This is a genomic window from Microcoleus harperi Pol14_C6, from assembly GCF_036701295.1.
In the GTDB taxonomy this organism is placed as follows: Bacteria; Cyanobacteriota; Cyanobacteriia; order Cyanobacteriales; family Microcoleaceae; genus Microcoleus.
Window position 1 is genome coordinate 85,675 of record NZ_JAUBQN010000014.1, and the last position, 16,619, is coordinate 102,293.

Consider the following 16,619-nt stretch of genomic DNA (forward strand, 5'->3'; position numbering starts at 1 on the left):
AATTCGGAAGCAGGAATGTTTCCCTCGATTTTAAGCAATCAGACTCATGAGGTGACAAACGAGATGGGAATTCAATTAAAGAAGGGCGAAAGATTTAATCTTTCTCAAACATCTCCAAGTTTAACAAAAGTTGCGATCGCCCTGGGATGGGAAATAGCAACTCAACAAGATTTATCCAACCCAAACCCGCAAAGCTGCGATATCGATGCCTCGGTTTTTGCGTTAGGTTCGGGCGGAAAAATTCCCGACGAAAGATACTTTGTATTTTACAATAACTCGCAGTCACCGGACGGAGCGATCGCCCATTCAGGAGATAATCAAACCGGGCAAACTCAAAAGGATGACGAGACAATTTATGTAGACTTAGAAAAAGTAACGGCTGCGGTTGAGGAAATGGTTTTTGTGGTCACGATTCACGACGCACAAGCTAAACATCAAAATTTTAGCCAAATCAGAAATGCTTTTATCCGATTGTACGATCGCCAAACCGGCAGCGAACTAGCCCGGTATGATTTAACAGAAGCTTTTTCTGAAGAAACAGCAGTCGAGTTTGGACGGTTGTATAAAAAGGATGCAGCTTGGAGATTTCAGGCCGTAGGACAAGGATATAAAGCAGGGTTGCAGAGTTTTGTTGATAAGTATCATTCAGAGATTAAACAGCAAGAAAAACTACCACAACGTACAGTAGAACTGCCTAAATTACCAGTTATTGAAGATAGCCACAAAAGTCAGAAAGCTATAGCATTAGACAAAAAGCTTGAGGAGAAAGCGCCGCACATTTTTAATCTTGCTAAGAAAGCCGATATCTCGCTCAAGAAAGCAAATCTCACAAATCACAATGCTCAAGTAGCGCTTTGCCTCGATATTTCTGGTTCCATGTCTTCGCTGTACAGTTCAGGAAAAATTCAGCGTTTGGCAGAGAAGATTTTGGCTTTGGGATGTCGGTTTGATGACAACGGATCGATCGACATATTTCTGTTTGGAGTCAACCCCCACAATCCCGGTGAAATGTCGATCGACAATTTCTCAAGCTTCATCCACCATATACTGCAACAGTATCCTTTAGAAGGAGGTACTTACTACGGTAAAGTGATGAAGGAAATTAGAAACTTCTATTTTCCCGATGCTCGCGGTAGCAGGCGCTACGCACCTATTAAAGCCGATCGACCTGTCTACGTGATGTTTGTAACTGATGGAGAGACTGCCGACGAATCGGAAAGCAAGCAGCAGCTACAATGGTCGTCCCACGAGCCGATATTTTGGCAGTTTATGGCGATCGGCAAATCGCAGAAGGATGTCAAAAGTAAGGGAGTTCGAGGGTGGTTAGCAAGAGCCGTAGCGAGCGATTTTAGTTTTTTAGAGCAGCTTGACCAAATGGGCGATCGCTACCTAGACAACGCAGATTTCTTCAGTTTAGAAGACCCGGAACATATTGCCGATGAGGAATTATACGATTTGTTGACCGCCGAATATCCGCATTGGGTAAAATCAGCTCGACTCAAAAATCTCTTACCCTAGAAACAGCTTTTGCAGGCAAACAAAATGCTAGCTTAGGGCAATCATTCTACTTCAGAATAAACCTTACAAAATCACAAAACTATGGCTATCAACTTGACAAAAGGACAATCAATCGTTCTCAGCAAAAGCGAATACGACTTGTCCAGACTGACAATGGCTTTGGGCTGGGATGTTGCACAAGCTAAAAAAGGTCTTTTCGGGCGAAGCAGCGGTGCAAATTTTGACTTAGATTCCTACGCTATGCTGCTGGGAGAAAATGGCAAAATAAAGAACTACAAAGAGGATGTAATTTATTACTCTCATTTGGAGTCAAAGGACAAAACAGTTGTTCACTCAGGCGACAATCTCACGGGGGCTGGAGACGGAGACGACGAACAAATATTGGTGAAACTGAGCTCTTTGCCAGCACAATATCACAAAATTATTTTGGGCGTAAATATTTACGATGGAAAAGAGAGAAAACAGCATTTCGGCCTGGTACAAAATGCTTTCGTGAGGGCTGTAGATGCCGCCGGGAAAGAAATAGCTCGCTATCGCTTGTCAAATGACCCTTCTTATGAAGGAAAATTAAATATGTTGATGGGAGAAGTCTATCGAGAAGGCAGCGAGTGGAAGTTTAAGGCTTTGGGAAATCCTTTGGCTGAAGATATGAACGGTGTTGTCGGTTCGTTTATGCGGTGATATGAAGGATGTTTTTTAACCGCAGATTAACGCAGATTAACGCAGATGTAATTTCATCTGCGTTAATCTGTGTTAATCCGCCGACATCTGCGGTTTAAAAAGCCACTCCAATCAATCTTTGACCGGCCGCATTGTCGGGAACATCACCGCATCTCGGATGCTTTGAGTATTAGTTAAAAGCATCACCAATCTGTCTACGCCGATGCCCATTCCGGCACAGTTAGGCATTCCCAAAGATAGCGCTTGAATAAAGTCTTCATCCATTGGATGCGCTTCGTCATCGCCGGCATTTTTCTGCGCCAACTGTTCCTCAAACCGCTTTCTTTGCTCTTTGGGATCGTTCAATTCTGAAAATCCGTTCGAGTATTCTGTACCGTTGATAAATAGCTCGAAACGTTCTACAAATCCCGGCTTGCTGCGATGTCCTTTTGCTAAAGGACTGACTTCAACAGGGTAGTCGATGATGAATGTAGGTTGAATTAGTTTGGGAACAACTAATTTGTCAAAAACCGCATACAGGACGTAGCCTAAACTCTGTTGTTCTAGCTTAGACAGGTGCAATTCTAGTTTGCTTGCAGACGCGATCGCACTTTCCAAGTCCAAACTGTCAAAATCCAGCCCAAACTCGTCTCTGACAGCTTCTACCATCGTTTTCACTTGCCAGTGTTTGCCGTTGAAACCGGGATATTTTTCGCTGTAGTCGAACTTGCGTTCTAAACTAATCGTTTCTCCCTGATTTTCAATTTCCTTGACATCCCCAAATACCGCCGCCGCTGCGAAACACATCACGTCTTCGACTACTCCTAAAATGTCGAAAACATCAGCATAAGCTTGGTAAACTTCTAAAGAGGTAAACTCTGGATTGTGTGTGCTGTCAATTCCCTCATTTCTAAATGCTTTCCCTAGTTCAAATACTCGCTCGAAACCGCCGCAAATTGCTCTTTTTAAGAATAATTCGGGAGCCACTCGCAAATATAAATCCACTTCTAAAGCATTATGGTGAGTGATGAAGGGCTTAGCAGCAGCACCGCCATAAATAGCTTGCAGTGTTGGCGTTTCTATTTCGTAAAAATTTGCTTGCCACAGATAGGAACGGATGCTTTGAACGATGCGGCTGCGAAGCATAAAACGATTGAGCGCATCTTGGTTGCTTGCCAAATCCATTTCGCGGTGACGGCGGCAAACTTCGGGGTCGTTAATTCCATAATAAGAATCGGGAAATTGAATGGTAGCTTTTGATAAAAGCTTTAATTCCCTCACTAAAATAGAAAGTTCTCCCCTGGGGGTGCGGCAGCCGATACCTTCGACGCCCACAAAATCGCCGACATCGAGCAACTTTTTAATTTGTTCAAAGCTCAAACCGACTTCGCCGGTGACGATTGCTTTCTCGATTTTGAGTTGAATCTTGTCTGTGGCGTCTTTTAAATCGATGAAACCAATTTTGCCGCTGTCTCGCTTGGAAGTGATGCGGCCGGCTAATCGCAGGGGAATTTCTTCGGGGTCACTTTCTCCGTTTGCGAGTTCTTTTCCCGGCTGACTAAATATTTCGCGAACTTGTTGGGCTGTGTGCGATCGCGCGTAGGATTCACTGGGGTACGGTTCTATGCCTTGCGATCGCAGTTCGTCTACTTTTTGACTGCGGACTTCGGCTTCACTGAGAGTCATTAGTTATTGCCTGATTAAAATTACAAATATCTGACATCTTGCACTATTCTGACGATCGTGCGATCGGGCGTTGCTCAAAGCAACGCCCCACAAGAAAATTCACTCTTTGTGGAACAGGCATCTTGGCTGTTCGTGACAAAGCTGCAAGATGTCAGAAACACCAAACTCTATCATAACTGGGTGGTTTTGAGAGCCAATTTGCCAAATAATAAGTTACACCCTCTCGTAGCCCGATCGCACAGAGCAGCACTCGCCCCAGAAATATCTCCGATAACAATTTACGATCGACTGCACAAAGCGGTCGAAACATTAAAAAATTAAGTTGTCTGTCGATCGCAACTGGTGAGATGATATGTAGTGCAGCCTCACGGCAGTTCCATAGAAACTGAACAGCAGAAACGCGAGCGATCGAACTCGGCTCATCGCACCTCTGTCAGAATCGACCACACACACTCTCTCTTAACATATAAAAACCAGAATTATGGCTGTTGCAACCCAATCACTCGAAGAACTCTGCATCAACTCTATCCGCTTTTTGGCCATCGATGCGGTAGAAAAAGCAAAATCAGGACACCCGGGACTGCCGATGGGCGCTGCCCCTATGGCCTTTGTGCTGTGGGATCGGTTCATGCGGTTCAACCCCAAAAACCCCAAGTGGTTTAATCGCGATCGCTTCGTCCTCTCCGCCGGCCACGGCTGTATGCTACAGTACGCCCTCATGTACTTGACCGGCTACGATAGCGTCACCCTCGACGACATCAAGCAATTTCGTCAGTGGGAATCCAAAACCCCCGGACACCCCGAAAACTTCGTCACCGAAGGCGTAGAAGTTACCACCGGCCCCCTGGGACAAGGAATTGCTAACGCTGTCGGTTTGGCAATGGCAGAAGCTCACCTCGCTGCTAAGTTTAACAAGCCCGACCACAAAATTGTTGACCACTACACCTATGTCATCATGGGTGACGGCTGCCACATGGAAGGCATTTCGGGCGAAGCTTGTTCTTTGGCCGGACACCTCGGACTCGGCAAATTAATTGCCTTGTACGATGACAATCACATTTCTATTGAAGGCGACACAAGCTTGGCCTTTACTGAAGATGTCGGCAAGCGTTTTGAAGCTTACAATTGGCACGTTATTACAGTAGACAATACCGCTCTAGATGAAGATACTAACCTAGAAGCTGTTCACAAAGCTATTGAAGAAGCCAAAAAAGTCACGGACAAACCGTCCATGATTAAAGTCCGCACCATCATTGGTTACGGTTCTCCTAACAAGCGCAATTCTTACAGTTCTCACGGTGCTGCTTTGGGTACCGATGAAGTGAAAGCAACTCGCGATTTCTTGAAGTGGGAACACGCACCGTTTGAGATTCCTGAGGATGCTTTGTCACACTTCCGCAAAGCAGTCGATCGCGGTGCTCAATCTGAGCAAGAATGGCAGAAAGCTTTTGATGCTTATAAAGCAGCATATCCTGCAGAAGCAGCAGAATATGAGCGCACAGTGGCAGGCAAACTTCCTGAAGGTTGGGATAAAGTTTTGCCGACATACAAGCCGGAAGATAAGGCAGATTCGACTCGGAATCATTCTGGAAAATGTTTGAATGCTTTGGCAGGTGTGCTACCTGAATTGATCGGCGGTTCCGCTGACTTGGCATCTTCTAACATGACTTTGCTCAAGGGTGAAAAAGACTTCCAAAAAGGTCAGTACGAAGGACGTAACCTGCGCTTTGGTGTGCGAGAACACGGCATGGGTGCGATCGCCAACGGTATGCTTTTGCACGGCGGTTTAATTCCTTACTGCGCCACTTTCTTGGTATTTGCTGACTATATGCGGGGAGCAATTCGCCTCTCTGCACTATCGGAAGCTGGAGTTATTTATGTAATGACTCACGACTCCGTAGCCTTGGGCGAAGACGGCCCCACTCACCAACCCGTGGAAACCATCGCTTCTCTGCGAGTAATTCCCGATTTGTTGGTAATGCGCCCTGCGGATGGTAATGAAACATCCGGCGCTTACAAAGTGGCAGTTGAAAGCCGTACCCGCCCAACTTTAATGGCTTTGTCGCGCCAAAACTTGCCTAACTTGGCTGGAAGCTCGATCGAAGGAACAGCCAAAGGCGCTTACATTTTGTCTGACGACGGCGGAACTCCCGACATCATTTTAATCGGCACCGGCGGCGAAACATACCTCTGCGTTGATGCGGCTGAAAAATTGCGCGCCGCAGGTAATAAAGTGCGCGTAGTTTCGATGCCTTGCTGGGAATTGTTTGACTTACAAGATGCCGCTTACCGTGAATCTGTACTGCCGAAAGCTGTTACTAAGCGGTTGGCCGTTGAAGCAGGTTCTAGCTTCGGCTGGGGACGTTATTTGGGTTCTGAAGGCGATAGCCTCAGTATTGACAGATTCGGCGCTTCTGCACCGGGTCCCGTTGCTTTAGAAAAGTTTGGCTACACCGTTGATAATGTGGTAGCTAAGGCTCAGGCGCTGTTGGGTTAATAGCAGCAGCATAATTTTTGGTGGGGCGGGCTTCTGGCTCACCCCATTTTTTATAGAAGAAGGAAGAAGTTCGGCAACGGATGTAACAGATGTAAACGATGTAACCGATGGATGGAAGAAGGCTTTAGTTATCTAGGAGAGAAAGCTTTAGTTATCTAGAAGATAACTAAGAAGGAAGGAAAAGCTAAAATCTCAAATCTCAAATCGCAATATTGGGTTTCACTTCGTTCTACCCAACCTAGAGCTCGCTACAGCTCGCGAATCATTGAGAATTGCTATATTAAGAGTTACGGAAGAAAAACCAGTTTCTACGACAATATTCGGTTTGGCAACGAGGCATCTAACCAGAAACCGGGTTTTTAGCCCCCGGTGCGTTCAAGACTTTATCTTTCAAAAATTTGAGATAGGTTATGAGTCATTGGGTTAAATTACCAATTACCAATTCCCGCTTACCAATTACCAATTACCAATTCTCGATTACCCATTCCATTTATGATGATTTGGAAATTTTTAAATCACCTGTTATTCATCGGGAATTATATTCCTCAAGGCTACTGTTACCTTTGGCAGCGAGAGCTAGTCGCGCTCCACATAGTGTCAGACTCTATAATTGCCCTGGCTTACTATTCAATACCGCTATCCCTAATTTATTTTATCGGTCAGCGAAAAGACTTACCCTTTCGCAATATCTTTTGGCTGTGTGCAGCCTTTATTATCTCCTGTGGCACTACTCATATAATGGAAGTTTGGACGCTTTGGCATCCTGTTTATTGGGCTTCTGGCATTCTAAAAATTATTACCGCCGCGATTTCTGGTTACACCGCTTTTGCATTAATTCCTTTCGTTCCCCAAGCATTAACTCTGCTGAGTCCAACTCAATTAGGGATGATCGATTTAATACTGCAAAAAGAAATAATTGAACGCCGAGAAACGGAAGCTCGCTATCAAACTTTAACTGAAGCTTCGCCGGTAGGAATATTTTATGCAGATGCTGGAGGAGATTGCTTGTATGTCAACGAGCGCTGGTGTCAAATTTCGGGAATAACTTGTGATGAAGCTTTGGGCAAAGGGTGGTTACAAGGCATTCACCCAGACGACCGCGATCGGGTTTTTTCTGAATGGTATAGCGCCGCGCAGGAGAAATTGCCGTTTAAATCTGAGTACCGCTTTCAAGGCATTCATCACACTCAAATCAATTGGGTATTCGGTCAATCTGTCGGTAAAATCGGAGAAAATGGGGAGGTTAAAAGTTATGTGTGTACTATTACTGATATTACAGAACGCAAGCAGATAGAAGAGGAAAATCGACGGCTCAATGAAACTCTGGAGCATCGAGTTGCTGAGCGCACTGCTCAAATCGAAATTTCTAACCACCAATTGCAAAAAGAAATAGCTTATCGCGAAAAAATTGCACTCACTTTGTTGGAATTGACGCAACTGCAAAATGCAATTCTTAATAGCGCTAACTACACAATTATTTCTACAGATCCCGACGGTACAATTAAAACATTTAATCGGGCGGCAGAGCAACTCTTAGGTTATTCGCTAGAAGAAGTAGTCGGGAAAGTAACGCTAGCAATAATTCACGATCCTCTGGAGGTCGCTCAAAGAGCTGAAGTTCTTTCTCAAGAATTGGGAGTGAAAATAGAGCCGGGAATTCAAGTATTATTTGCCTTGCCGTGCCGGGAAATCGCGGACGAAAATGAATGGACTTACATTCGCAAAGATGGTTCGCGGTTTCCGGTACTGCTGTCGGTGACTGCCTTATTTGATAGTAACGGAAATATTAACGGTTTTTTGGGTATCGGTCAGGATATTAGCGATCGCAAACAAGCTGAAAAAGAGCTGCGTGACCTAACCAGTGCCATGCAAAATGCGGTGGAAGGCATTTCGCGACTGGATATTGAGGGGCGCTACGTGAAGGTTAACCGAGCTTACGCTCATAAATGCGGTTACGAACCGGAACAAATGCTTGGCATGGAATGGCAGAGCACCGTACATCCGGGCGATGTTGAGATAATGCTCTCAGCTTATCAGGAAATGCTAATTTCTGGCAAAGTAGAAGTTGAAGCTAGAGGAGTCCGAAAAAATCGCTCGTTTTTTTATAAGCAATTAACGATGGTAAAAGCTTGCGACGCACAAGGGATATTTAACGGTCACCACTGTTTTATGAAAGATATCACTGAGCGGAAACTAACTGAAACTGCTTTGCTAGAAAGCGAATTCAAGTACAGGCAAATAGTTGAATTAGCAGAAGAAGGTATTTGGGTAATTGACAGAAATAGCCTCACGACTTACGTAAACCACGCAATGGCGCGAATGCTAGGTTATAGTGAATTAGAAATGTTCGGGCGGTCGCTTTTTGATTTCATGGACGAACGGGACAAACCACAAGCTATTGAAAATATCGAGCGGCGCAAGCAAGGTATTGGTGAACAACACGAATTTAAATTCAAAACCAAGGACGGCAAAGATATTTGGACTGATATGTCTACCAGTCCAGTCATGGACTCCCAGGGGAATTTGCTGTCTTGTTGCGCCTTGGTTTACAACATTACAGGCCGCAAAGAAGCAGAGCAGCAAATGCTGCAACTTACAGAAGATTTGAAGCGTTCCAACGAGGAATTAGAACAATTTGCTTATGTGGCTTCCCACGATTTGCAAGAACCGCTCCGAGCCGTTACCAGTTACACTCAATTGCTTGCCCAGCGCTATCAAGGAAATTTGGACGATCGCGCAGATAAGTATATTCATTATATTGTCGATGGCGCCACCAGAATGCAGCAGTTAATTAACGATTTGTTGGCGTATTCGCGCCTGGGAACGAGGGGTCAGGAGTTTGAGCAGGCGGACTGCAACGCTGTGGTTAAGCAAACTATCTGCAATTTGCAAATTGCGATCGCCGAAACAAAAGCTGTAATCACCTGCGACGCGATGCCAACCGTGATGGCGGATGAATTTCAACTGGTGCAATTATTCCAAAATTTGCTCGCCAACAGCATCAAATTTTGTCGCCAAGATATCCCGTTGATTCATATCGCTGCCTGCAGGCAAGAGAGCGAATGGGTGTTCAGTGTCCGCGATAACGGCATTGGCATCGATCCGCAGTATGCCGATCGCATTTTTATCATTTTTGCGCGCCTGCACTCCCGCCGCCAATATTCCGGTACTGGTATAGGTTTGGCCATGTGCAAGCGCATTGTTGAACGCCACGGCGGGCGCATTTGGGTGGAATCTCAGGAGGGAAAAGGAGCAACTTTTTACTTTACTATTCCTATAATTAGTACCTAAAGCCTCAAAGTTCAATTTTGTTTTTATATTTTAAAGGATACGCCGGTTATGAGCGATCGAAGCACTGTTAGACCTATAGAGATTCTGCTGATTGAGGATTCTCCCAGCGATGCCGATTTGGCAATAGAAGTCCTCAGTCAGGGTAAAATATTGAATAACTTGCATTTTGTGGAGGATGGAGTCGAAGCAATCAAGTTTTTGCGCCGAAAAGAACCCTATCTCAGGGTACCTCGTCCAGATTTGATTTTGCTCGATTTGCATCTGCCGAAAAAAAGCGGTATAGAAGTGCTAGAAGAAATTAAAAATGACCCAAAGTTAAAATTAATTCCTGTAGTAATTCTCAGCACTTCAGCAGCTCCAGAAGATATTTTTAAGTCATACTCCCTCCACGCCAACTGTTACATAACAAAACCAGTAGATTTCGTAGAATTTACTAAAGTAGTCAGGTTAATTGAGGAATTCTGGCTGGCAGTCGTCAAACTTCCTCTAAATTAAACGAACAGATGCTTTGCTTATGAACGCTATAAAAGTTTTCAACCTATGGAAATTCGGCTGGTGGATGATACGCTCAGTGATGCTGAATAAACTTTATAAAAGCTGGCGACAAGCCAATTTTTAACACTTTGCAAATAGTATAAAATATGGTATAAACAATAATTTTATTTAATAAAGGAGGCTTTTCGGTTCGCCTTATCGGTCTAATTTAATTCTGCTTAACTGGATTTTGCCTAAAAAAATGGTTGTAAATATTAATATAAATTAACTCAGTCCTCAAGTTAAAAATGATTCCGGTGGTAATTATGACAACCTCAGCAGCCGATGAAGAGATGGTCAAGTTTTATGCCCTGTCAGCCCGGTGCTATATAACTAGGCTTATCGATTTTAGTCAAGTCGCTAAGCTGGTGAGATGGATTAAGGATTGGTGGCTGGTGGTAGTGACAGTTCCCAAATAATAATTTTCAAGTTGAAAATGGCAAGGGAAAGCAAAAAAGTTTAACCTAAGATTGGTAGAGTAAAATTTTTACAGTCAAAAACGTCTAAGCTATGTGGATTAAAATTCTGTTAGTAGAAGACAATCCGGCTGATGCTGATTTACTTGCAGAACTGTTAGAAGTATCTGTGGGCGTCGAGTGGGAACTGGTGTCTGTTGAGTTCTTGCATGAGGCGATCGCACAACTGTGCAAACAACCCTTTGATGTAGTTTTGCTCGACCTTTCTTTGCCGGACAGTCGCGGTTTGGAAACGCTAACTCGCCTGCGAGAAGTTGCTCCTGATGTGCCAATGGTGGTAATGACAGGCTTGGACGATGAGGCGATCGCCCTCGAATCAGTTCGCTTGGGAGCTCAAGACTATATTGTTAAAGGTCAAATTACTACTCAATTATTAGTGCGGACGATCCGCTATGCGATCGAACGCTCTCAAACATTTCAAATGCTGCGGGAAAGCGAGCGCCGCTTTAGGGCGATTTTTGACTCTTCGTTTCAGCTAACCAAGCTGCTGACTCCCGAAGGAATTGTGCTGGAAGTAAACGAGACAGCCCTCGATTTTGCCGGATTGCGATCGGAGGGTATTGTGGGCCGCCCGATTTGGGAAATGGCGATTTGGGCTCAGTCGCCACAGGTTTCCGAACAATTGCAATGCGCGATCGGCAAAGCAAGTCGCGGCGAGTTTTTCCGCAGCGAAATCGACTTGTTAGGCAAAAGTGGCCAGATTATGACAGTTGATTTCTCACTGAAACCTGTTAAAAATGAAACAGGACAAGTTTTGCTGCTGATTGCGGAAGCCCGTGACATTAGCGATCGCAAACGAGCCGAAGCGGAAATTCTCAAAGCCCTCGCACGAGAAAAGGAACTTTCACAACTGCGAGCTAAATTTGTCACAATGGTTTCCCACGAGTTTCGCACACCTTTGACAACCATCCAATTTTCCGCTGGATTGCTGCAAGATTACAGTTCTCAGTGGCCCCAAGATAAAAAATCTACTCATTTTGTGCGGATTCAATTAGCAATTAAACGCATGACAGAGTTATTAGAAGATATCCTCGTAATTGGCAAAATCGAAGCCAATACTTTGCAGTTTCAACCGATTTCCTTAAACCTTGAAAAATTTTGCCGTCAACTGGTAGAAGAGCAGCAGCTCAACGACAGCAACCAACACCCGATCGCCTTTCAATACGCAGGCGACAACTGCGAGGCGCAAATGGATGAAAAACTGCTGCAGCAAATCTTGGGAAATGTCCTCTCAAATGCCATCAAATATTCCCCCGCCGGCAGTACAGTTTCCTTGCACCTCAACTGTCAAAACAAAGAAGCTGTTTTCCAAGTTCAAGACCAGGGCATCGGCATTCCCCAAGCCGATCGAGAGCGGATATTAGAAACTTTTTACCGAGCTACAAATGTCGGCACTATTTCGGGAACAGGTCTCGGCTTAGCAATTGTGAAGAGGGCTGTGGAACTTCACGGCGGCCAACTTGCGATCGACAGTCAAGAAGGAAAAGGTACAACTTTCACTATTACCTTGCCTCTCATTTGCCCTCCCAGTCAATAACAACTGAATTATCAACTATACATATCCCCTATTTAACCATTAATTAAGCGCCTAACAAACAAACTTATCAAGTGTAGGAATCCATAATTTTCCAACAAACTACTAACTAAAAGGAGCTATCACCGTGGCTAAGATTTTGGTAATAGAAGACGAAGAAGCGATTAGAGAGAATATTTTAGAGTTGCTCGAAGCCGAAGATTTTGAAGGAATAGGAGCAATTAACGGCAAAGTCGGCATCAACTTGGCGATCGAACAAATCCCGGATTTAATTTTGTGCGACATGATGATGCCGGAAGTAGACGGTCACGGCGTCATCAAAGCTTTGCGCTCCGAACCCTTGACTGCCACAATTCCGTTTATTTTCCTCACAGCCAAAGCCGATAAAGTTGACGTTCGCACGGGCATGGAACTGGGAGCTGACGATTACATTACTAAGCCGTGTACGCCGCAAGAACTTCTAAAAGCCATTGCTATTAGACTTGAAAAACAAAAAACAATTAGCCGACAATCTCAAAAGACGCTAGACGAATTACGCACTAATATTAGTATGTCGCTGCCCCATGAATTGCGGACTCCTTTGAATGCAATTCTGGGTTTTTCTGAGCTGATTCTGTCAGAATATAAGGTATTAGAGGAATCAGATATCTTAGAGATGATCGGTCAAATCCAAACTTCCGGTCATCGCTTGTATCGACTGATTCAGAACTTTTTGCTGTATGCAGAACTGGAGATAGCAGCCACAAATCCCGAACTGCTAAAGGAGATGCGAAACAGCGAATTTAGCTGTGTAAAATCTTTGCTGAGTCAAAAAGCGCGGCAGCAAGCAAAACACGCGAATAGAACCGACGATTTACAATTAAACTTGCAAGATGCGTCAGTAGCGATGGATTCTGTCAGACTCGCAAAAATTGTTGAAGAACTCTTGGACAATGCCTTCAAATTTTCTTTAGAAGGAACGCCTGTTTTATTAAGCACTTTCGTCGAAAATCAGACTTTTATTCTGTCTGTCAAAGACCAAGGCCGCGGCATGACTGCCGATCAGATTGCACAGCTAGAAGCTTACAGGCAGTTCGATCGCAAACTGTACCAACAAGCAGGTTTGGGATTGGGCCTGGCCATCGTTCAACGCCTTGCAGAATTGCACGGAGGAGAATTTAAAATAGAAAGTTTGCCGCAGCAAGAAACCATAGTTTGCGTTTCCCTGCCTGTCTAAACAATGATTATACCAGTTTCCCAAAAGAATACAACTGTAGGCAAACTCCCAACCCTTATGGCATAACTCATTCCCAATTCTCAAATCTCAACTCTCAAATGGTATTATGCAGGAGCGATCGCTCCTTTCAGACACCGCTGCAGATAAATTTGAGCTACCTTATCATTAGGGTTGATTTCCAAGCAGGCCGAAAACAATCTTATAGCTTCGCCACACTTGTCACTATTGTAGAGTACCAAAGCTTGCTCAAAGATTGTCTTTGTCTCTAACTTTTTCTGTCGTAACTCTGGCGGGTCCGCCGCAAATACTTCATAAAGTGTTACCATTCGCGATTTGCCTTTAACTGCTACGCGATCTATCAACCTCAAATCATAAAACTCGTTTAACTGTATAAAAGTATGGTGAGTAATTAACATCGAAACCTCATACTCTTTCGTCAAAGTTTCCACGCGGGAGGCTAAGTTTACCGCATCGCTAATCACCGTGCTGTCCATCCGACTTTGGCCACCCACCGTGCCTAACATCAAAGAACCCGTATTTATGCCAATGCCAATTTGCAGCGGCGGGCAATCGACCTGATTACGACTAATATTATACTCGTTAAGCTCTTCTAGCATCGCAATTCCGGCTTTCACCGCATCGTCCGGACTGCCATCAAACAGCGCCATAATCGCATCGCCAATGTATTTATCAATAAAACCAAAATTGTCAGTAATTGCCGGTTCCATCCGCGACAAATAACCATTAATAAATTGAAAATTCTCTTCGGGATTCATCCTTTCCGAAAGAGAAGTGAAATCGCGGATATCTGAAAACAGCACCGACATTTCTTTCTGCACCTGATCGCCTAATTTGACTTCCAGAATACTTTCATATCCCAGAAAGTGGAGAAATTCGTGCGGCACAAACCGCCCGTAAGCATCTGTTAATTTTTCTTCTGCTGCTAAAGCTTTTTGTAACTCCTCTGTGAATTGGCGGCGCTCTGTTTCTACCTCTAGACGTTCCGTGATGTCTTGAAAAGCAGCTATGGCGTAAACTATGTTTTTTCGTTCGTCGTAGATTGGAGTCGCCCAAACCTCGATCGGCACAACGCGCTCCGACCCATGAATTTCTAGATCGTCCATACGCACAAATTCTCCCCGCAACGCCCGAACAATCGGTTGGCTATCCCTCGGATACAATTGATTAGTTCCAGCGTCGTAAAAATGATAAGCTTCAGGAAATTGGTCAGTACCCCCATCAAAAATTAAACCTTCGGCTAGTATCCTTTCGCCCCAAGAATTCATGTAAAAAGGTTTACCCTTACCATCGACAACAAATATTCCCACTGGCATCGCTTCTAGGAATTGAGTCAATCGGCTTTCGTTTTCTAACAGTGCCTCATTTAACTTTTCTTCGGCTGCTAAAGCTTTTTCTAAATCATTAGTAAACCTGATTCGTTCTACTTCTACCTCTCTTTGCAAAGTAATATCCTTAGCAAAACCCTGATAGTAAAGTGCTTCACCGTTAGCATCATAAACGGTGCGCGCATACTCAGAAATCCAGATAATGCTGCCATCTCGACAGTAAACCTGAGACTCAAACTCACACAAAGTACCGTGCTGTTTCATCAGCGCCATAAACTCTTGACGGCGGTTCGGTTCCACGTACAATTGCTGCTGAATATCATTAATACTTTCTATCAATTCTGACGCAGAATCGTAGCCGTAAATTTCCGCCAGAGCCGGATTCGCACTGATAAAATGTCCGTCCGGCGTCGTCTGAAAAATACCTTCTAGAGCATTTTCAAATATCCCGCGATATTTCTCTTCAGCTTGAATTAGCGCCGCTTCAGTTTCCTTGCGTTCAGTTATGTCACTAAAAGCAATAATCGCATAAGAAATGTCGCCTGTAGAATCATAAATTGGAGTTGCCCAACTCTCTACAGGAATAATCTTATTAGCGGTACGAATTTCTATACCATCAGTCCGCACATTTTCACCCCGAAGCGCCCGCATAATTGGCAATTCTTCCACGGGGCATCTCTGATTAGTCCCGGTTTTATAGAATTGATAAATTGCTGCTTTTTGCTCTGAATTAATATGCGGCACAGTGCCTTTTCCAAATATATCCCGCGCTTTCTGGTTAGCGTAGAATGATTGCCCGTTTGCATCAAGTACACACACGCCCAATGGCATAGCTTCTAGATATTGCGTCAAGCGACTTTCGTTTTCATGGAGTTTGGCAATTAGCATTGCCTGCTTGCGGTTTAATTTTACCAACTCCTGATTCATTTCCTGAAGTTCTCTTTGTTTTTCGGCTAATTGTTTATCTTGAAAATATTTATATATTGCCTCAGTGACAGTTAATTTTAAGTCATCACATTGCCAAGGTTTAGGTATATATCGGTACAATTTAGCATAGTTAATAGCATTGGCTACCGCCTCCAAATCTGCCTGCCCCGTCAGCATAATCTTGAGACAGTTCGGCGAGATAGCATGAACGCTCCTTAATAGTTCGTCTCCTTTCATATTAGGCATGATATGATCCGAAATAACCAAAGGAACTTCATACTGTTCTGCTAAAAGTTCGGACAGCAACTCTAAAGCTTCTTCGCCACTTTGAGCCGTTTCAATTAAATATTTATCTTCAAAGGCTTTTAGCAGGTCTATTTCCAGACTATCGAGTATAGTCTGCTCATCATCGACACAAATAATGACTGGTTTTTTCATAAATTTGCTAGACCGGACTTGATCGCTTCTATTAATTCTTGATTTCGCCAAGGTTTTTCTATGAAAGCATGAAGATTTGCTTGAGTTGTTGTGCGTTCGATTGCTTCTTTGTCTGCTTGTCCTGTCAGCATCACTGTCACAATTTGCGGATATTTTTGATGAATTTTAATCAGCAACTCATCTCCTTTCATTCCGGGCATCAACCAATCAGAGACAATTACTAGAATGTTAACCTCAGCTTCACATAGCTCTTCAATAATTTCCAGGGCTTCGGCAGCACTTTCAGCAAATTCGCAAAGATATTTACCCTTAAATGCCTGTTGCAGTTCAATTTCCAGACTTTCCAACACTCCTACTTCATCGTCCACACACAAAATTGCTGATTTAGACATCGCTAGTTTCCTTCTTTAGTTTGGCAGGGTGAAGCCCGATGGGTAAGCACACCGTTTTCCAAATTCTACATTCGGCGCGGGTAGACTGCAAATTTTTAGCTCCC

At 44.1% G+C, this 16,619-nt stretch carries 13 protein-coding genes; 9 read left to right on the forward strand and 4 right to left on the reverse strand.

Annotation, left to right across the window (positions count from 1 at the left end):
• The first annotated feature begins 15 nt into the window (after window positions 1-15).
• Window positions 16-1,518 (forward strand): TerD family protein, encoded by a 1,503-nt coding sequence (locus tag QUA27_RS12400; RefSeq protein WP_333068290.1) that lies wholly within the window; start codon window positions 16-18, stop codon window positions 1,516-1,518.
• Window positions 1,519-1,599: 81 nt separating this feature from the next.
• Complete coding sequence (locus QUA27_RS12405; RefSeq protein WP_333068291.1) at window positions 1,600-2,199, forward strand: TerD family protein; 600 nt, start codon at window positions 1,600-1,602, stop codon at window positions 2,197-2,199.
• 111 nt (window positions 2,200-2,310) lie between these two features.
• Here the strand turns inward: QUA27_RS12405 and lysS are convergent, their stop codons facing one another.
• A complete protein-coding gene (gene lysS / locus QUA27_RS12410) occupies window positions 2,311-3,864 on the reverse strand; it encodes a lysine--tRNA ligase (protein ID WP_333068293.1) in 1,554 nt (517 codons plus the stop codon).
• Between the two features lie 57 nt (window positions 3,865-3,921).
• On the opposite strand from lysS, the gene QUA27_RS12415 reads away from it, so the two are divergent.
• Complete coding sequence (locus QUA27_RS12415; protein WP_333068295.1) at window positions 3,922-4,185, forward strand: hypothetical protein; 264 nt, start codon at window positions 3,922-3,924, stop codon at window positions 4,183-4,185.
• Here QUA27_RS12415 and QUA27_RS12420 read toward each other — a convergent pair.
• Window positions 4,174-4,311, reverse strand: a complete 138-nt coding sequence (locus QUA27_RS12420) for a hypothetical protein (RefSeq protein ID WP_333068296.1) — start codon at window positions 4,309-4,311, stop codon at window positions 4,174-4,176. The two genes, QUA27_RS12415 and QUA27_RS12420, sit on opposite strands and share 12 nt — an antisense overlap.
• A gap of 34 nt (window positions 4,312-4,345) precedes the next feature.
• Between QUA27_RS12420 and tkt the strand changes: the two genes are divergently transcribed.
• From tkt to QUA27_RS12450, 6 genes are all read left to right on the forward strand, one after another.
• Window positions 4,346-6,361: a transketolase gene (gene tkt / locus QUA27_RS12425; RefSeq protein WP_333068298.1), complete on the forward strand. Its 2,016-nt coding sequence runs from the start codon at window positions 4,346-4,348 to the stop codon at window positions 6,359-6,361.
• A gap of 492 nt (window positions 6,362-6,853) precedes the next feature.
• Entirely contained in the window at window positions 6,854-9,652 is a 2,799-nt protein-coding gene (locus QUA27_RS12430) for a PAS domain-containing sensor histidine kinase (protein ID WP_333068299.1), read from the forward strand.
• Between the two features lie 48 nt (window positions 9,653-9,700).
• Window positions 9,701-10,147: a response regulator gene (locus QUA27_RS12435; RefSeq protein WP_333068300.1), complete on the forward strand. Its 447-nt coding sequence runs from the start codon at window positions 9,701-9,703 to the stop codon at window positions 10,145-10,147.
• A gap of 305 nt (window positions 10,148-10,452) precedes the next feature.
• Entirely contained in the window at window positions 10,453-10,605 is a 153-nt protein-coding gene (locus tag QUA27_RS12440; protein WP_333068302.1) for a response regulator, read from the forward strand.
• Between the two features lie 91 nt (window positions 10,606-10,696).
• Entirely contained in the window at window positions 10,697-12,199 is a 1,503-nt protein-coding gene (locus QUA27_RS12445; RefSeq protein WP_333068305.1) for a sensor histidine kinase, read from the forward strand.
• Window positions 12,200-12,323: 124 nt separating this feature from the next.
• Window positions 12,324-13,412 (forward strand): hybrid sensor histidine kinase/response regulator, encoded by a 1,089-nt coding sequence (locus tag QUA27_RS12450; RefSeq protein ID WP_333068306.1) that lies wholly within the window; start codon window positions 12,324-12,326, stop codon window positions 13,410-13,412.
• A gap of 104 nt (window positions 13,413-13,516) precedes the next feature.
• On the opposite strand, the gene QUA27_RS12455 is transcribed toward QUA27_RS12450, so the two are convergent.
• Window positions 13,517-16,123 carry a PAS domain S-box protein gene (locus tag QUA27_RS12455; RefSeq protein WP_333068307.1) on the reverse strand — a complete coding sequence of 869 codons (2,607 nt, stop codon included), beginning with the start codon at window positions 16,121-16,123 and terminating at the stop codon, window positions 13,517-13,519.
• A complete protein-coding gene (locus QUA27_RS12460; RefSeq protein WP_333068308.1) occupies window positions 16,120-16,515 on the reverse strand; it encodes a response regulator in 396 nt (131 codons plus the stop codon). Before QUA27_RS12460 ends, QUA27_RS12455 begins: the two co-directional genes overlap by 4 nt.
• Window positions 16,516-16,619 lie beyond the last annotated feature (104 nt).

Excerpts from the sequence above, each read along its gene's own strand:
- QUA27_RS12455 (WP_333068307.1), bottom strand. The coding sequence starts at position 16,123 with ATGAAAAAACCAGTCATTATTTGTGTCGATGATGAGCAGACTATACTC.
- QUA27_RS12460 (WP_333068308.1), bottom strand. The coding sequence starts at position 16,515 with ATGTCTAAATCAGCAATTTTGTGTGTGGACGATGAAGTAGGAGTGTTG.
- QUA27_RS12435 (WP_333068300.1), top strand. The coding sequence starts at position 9,701 with ATGAGCGATCGAAGCACTGTTAGACCTATAGAGATTCTGCTGATTGAG.
- QUA27_RS12405 (WP_333068291.1), top strand. The coding sequence starts at position 1,600 with ATGGCTATCAACTTGACAAAAGGACAATCAATCGTTCTCAGCAAAAGC.
- QUA27_RS12440 (WP_333068302.1), top strand. The coding sequence starts at position 10,453 with ATGACAACCTCAGCAGCCGATGAAGAGATGGTCAAGTTTTATGCCCTG.
- QUA27_RS12430 (WP_333068299.1), top strand. The coding sequence starts at position 6,854 with ATGATGATTTGGAAATTTTTAAATCACCTGTTATTCATCGGGAATTAT.
- lysS (WP_333068293.1), bottom strand. The coding sequence starts at position 3,864 with ATGACTCTCAGTGAAGCCGAAGTCCGCAGTCAAAAAGTAGACGAACTG.
- QUA27_RS12445 (WP_333068305.1), top strand. The coding sequence starts at position 10,697 with ATGTGGATTAAAATTCTGTTAGTAGAAGACAATCCGGCTGATGCTGAT.
- QUA27_RS12400 (WP_333068290.1), top strand. The coding sequence starts at position 16 with ATGTTTCCCTCGATTTTAAGCAATCAGACTCATGAGGTGACAAACGAG.
- tkt (WP_333068298.1), top strand. The coding sequence starts at position 4,346 with ATGGCTGTTGCAACCCAATCACTCGAAGAACTCTGCATCAACTCTATC.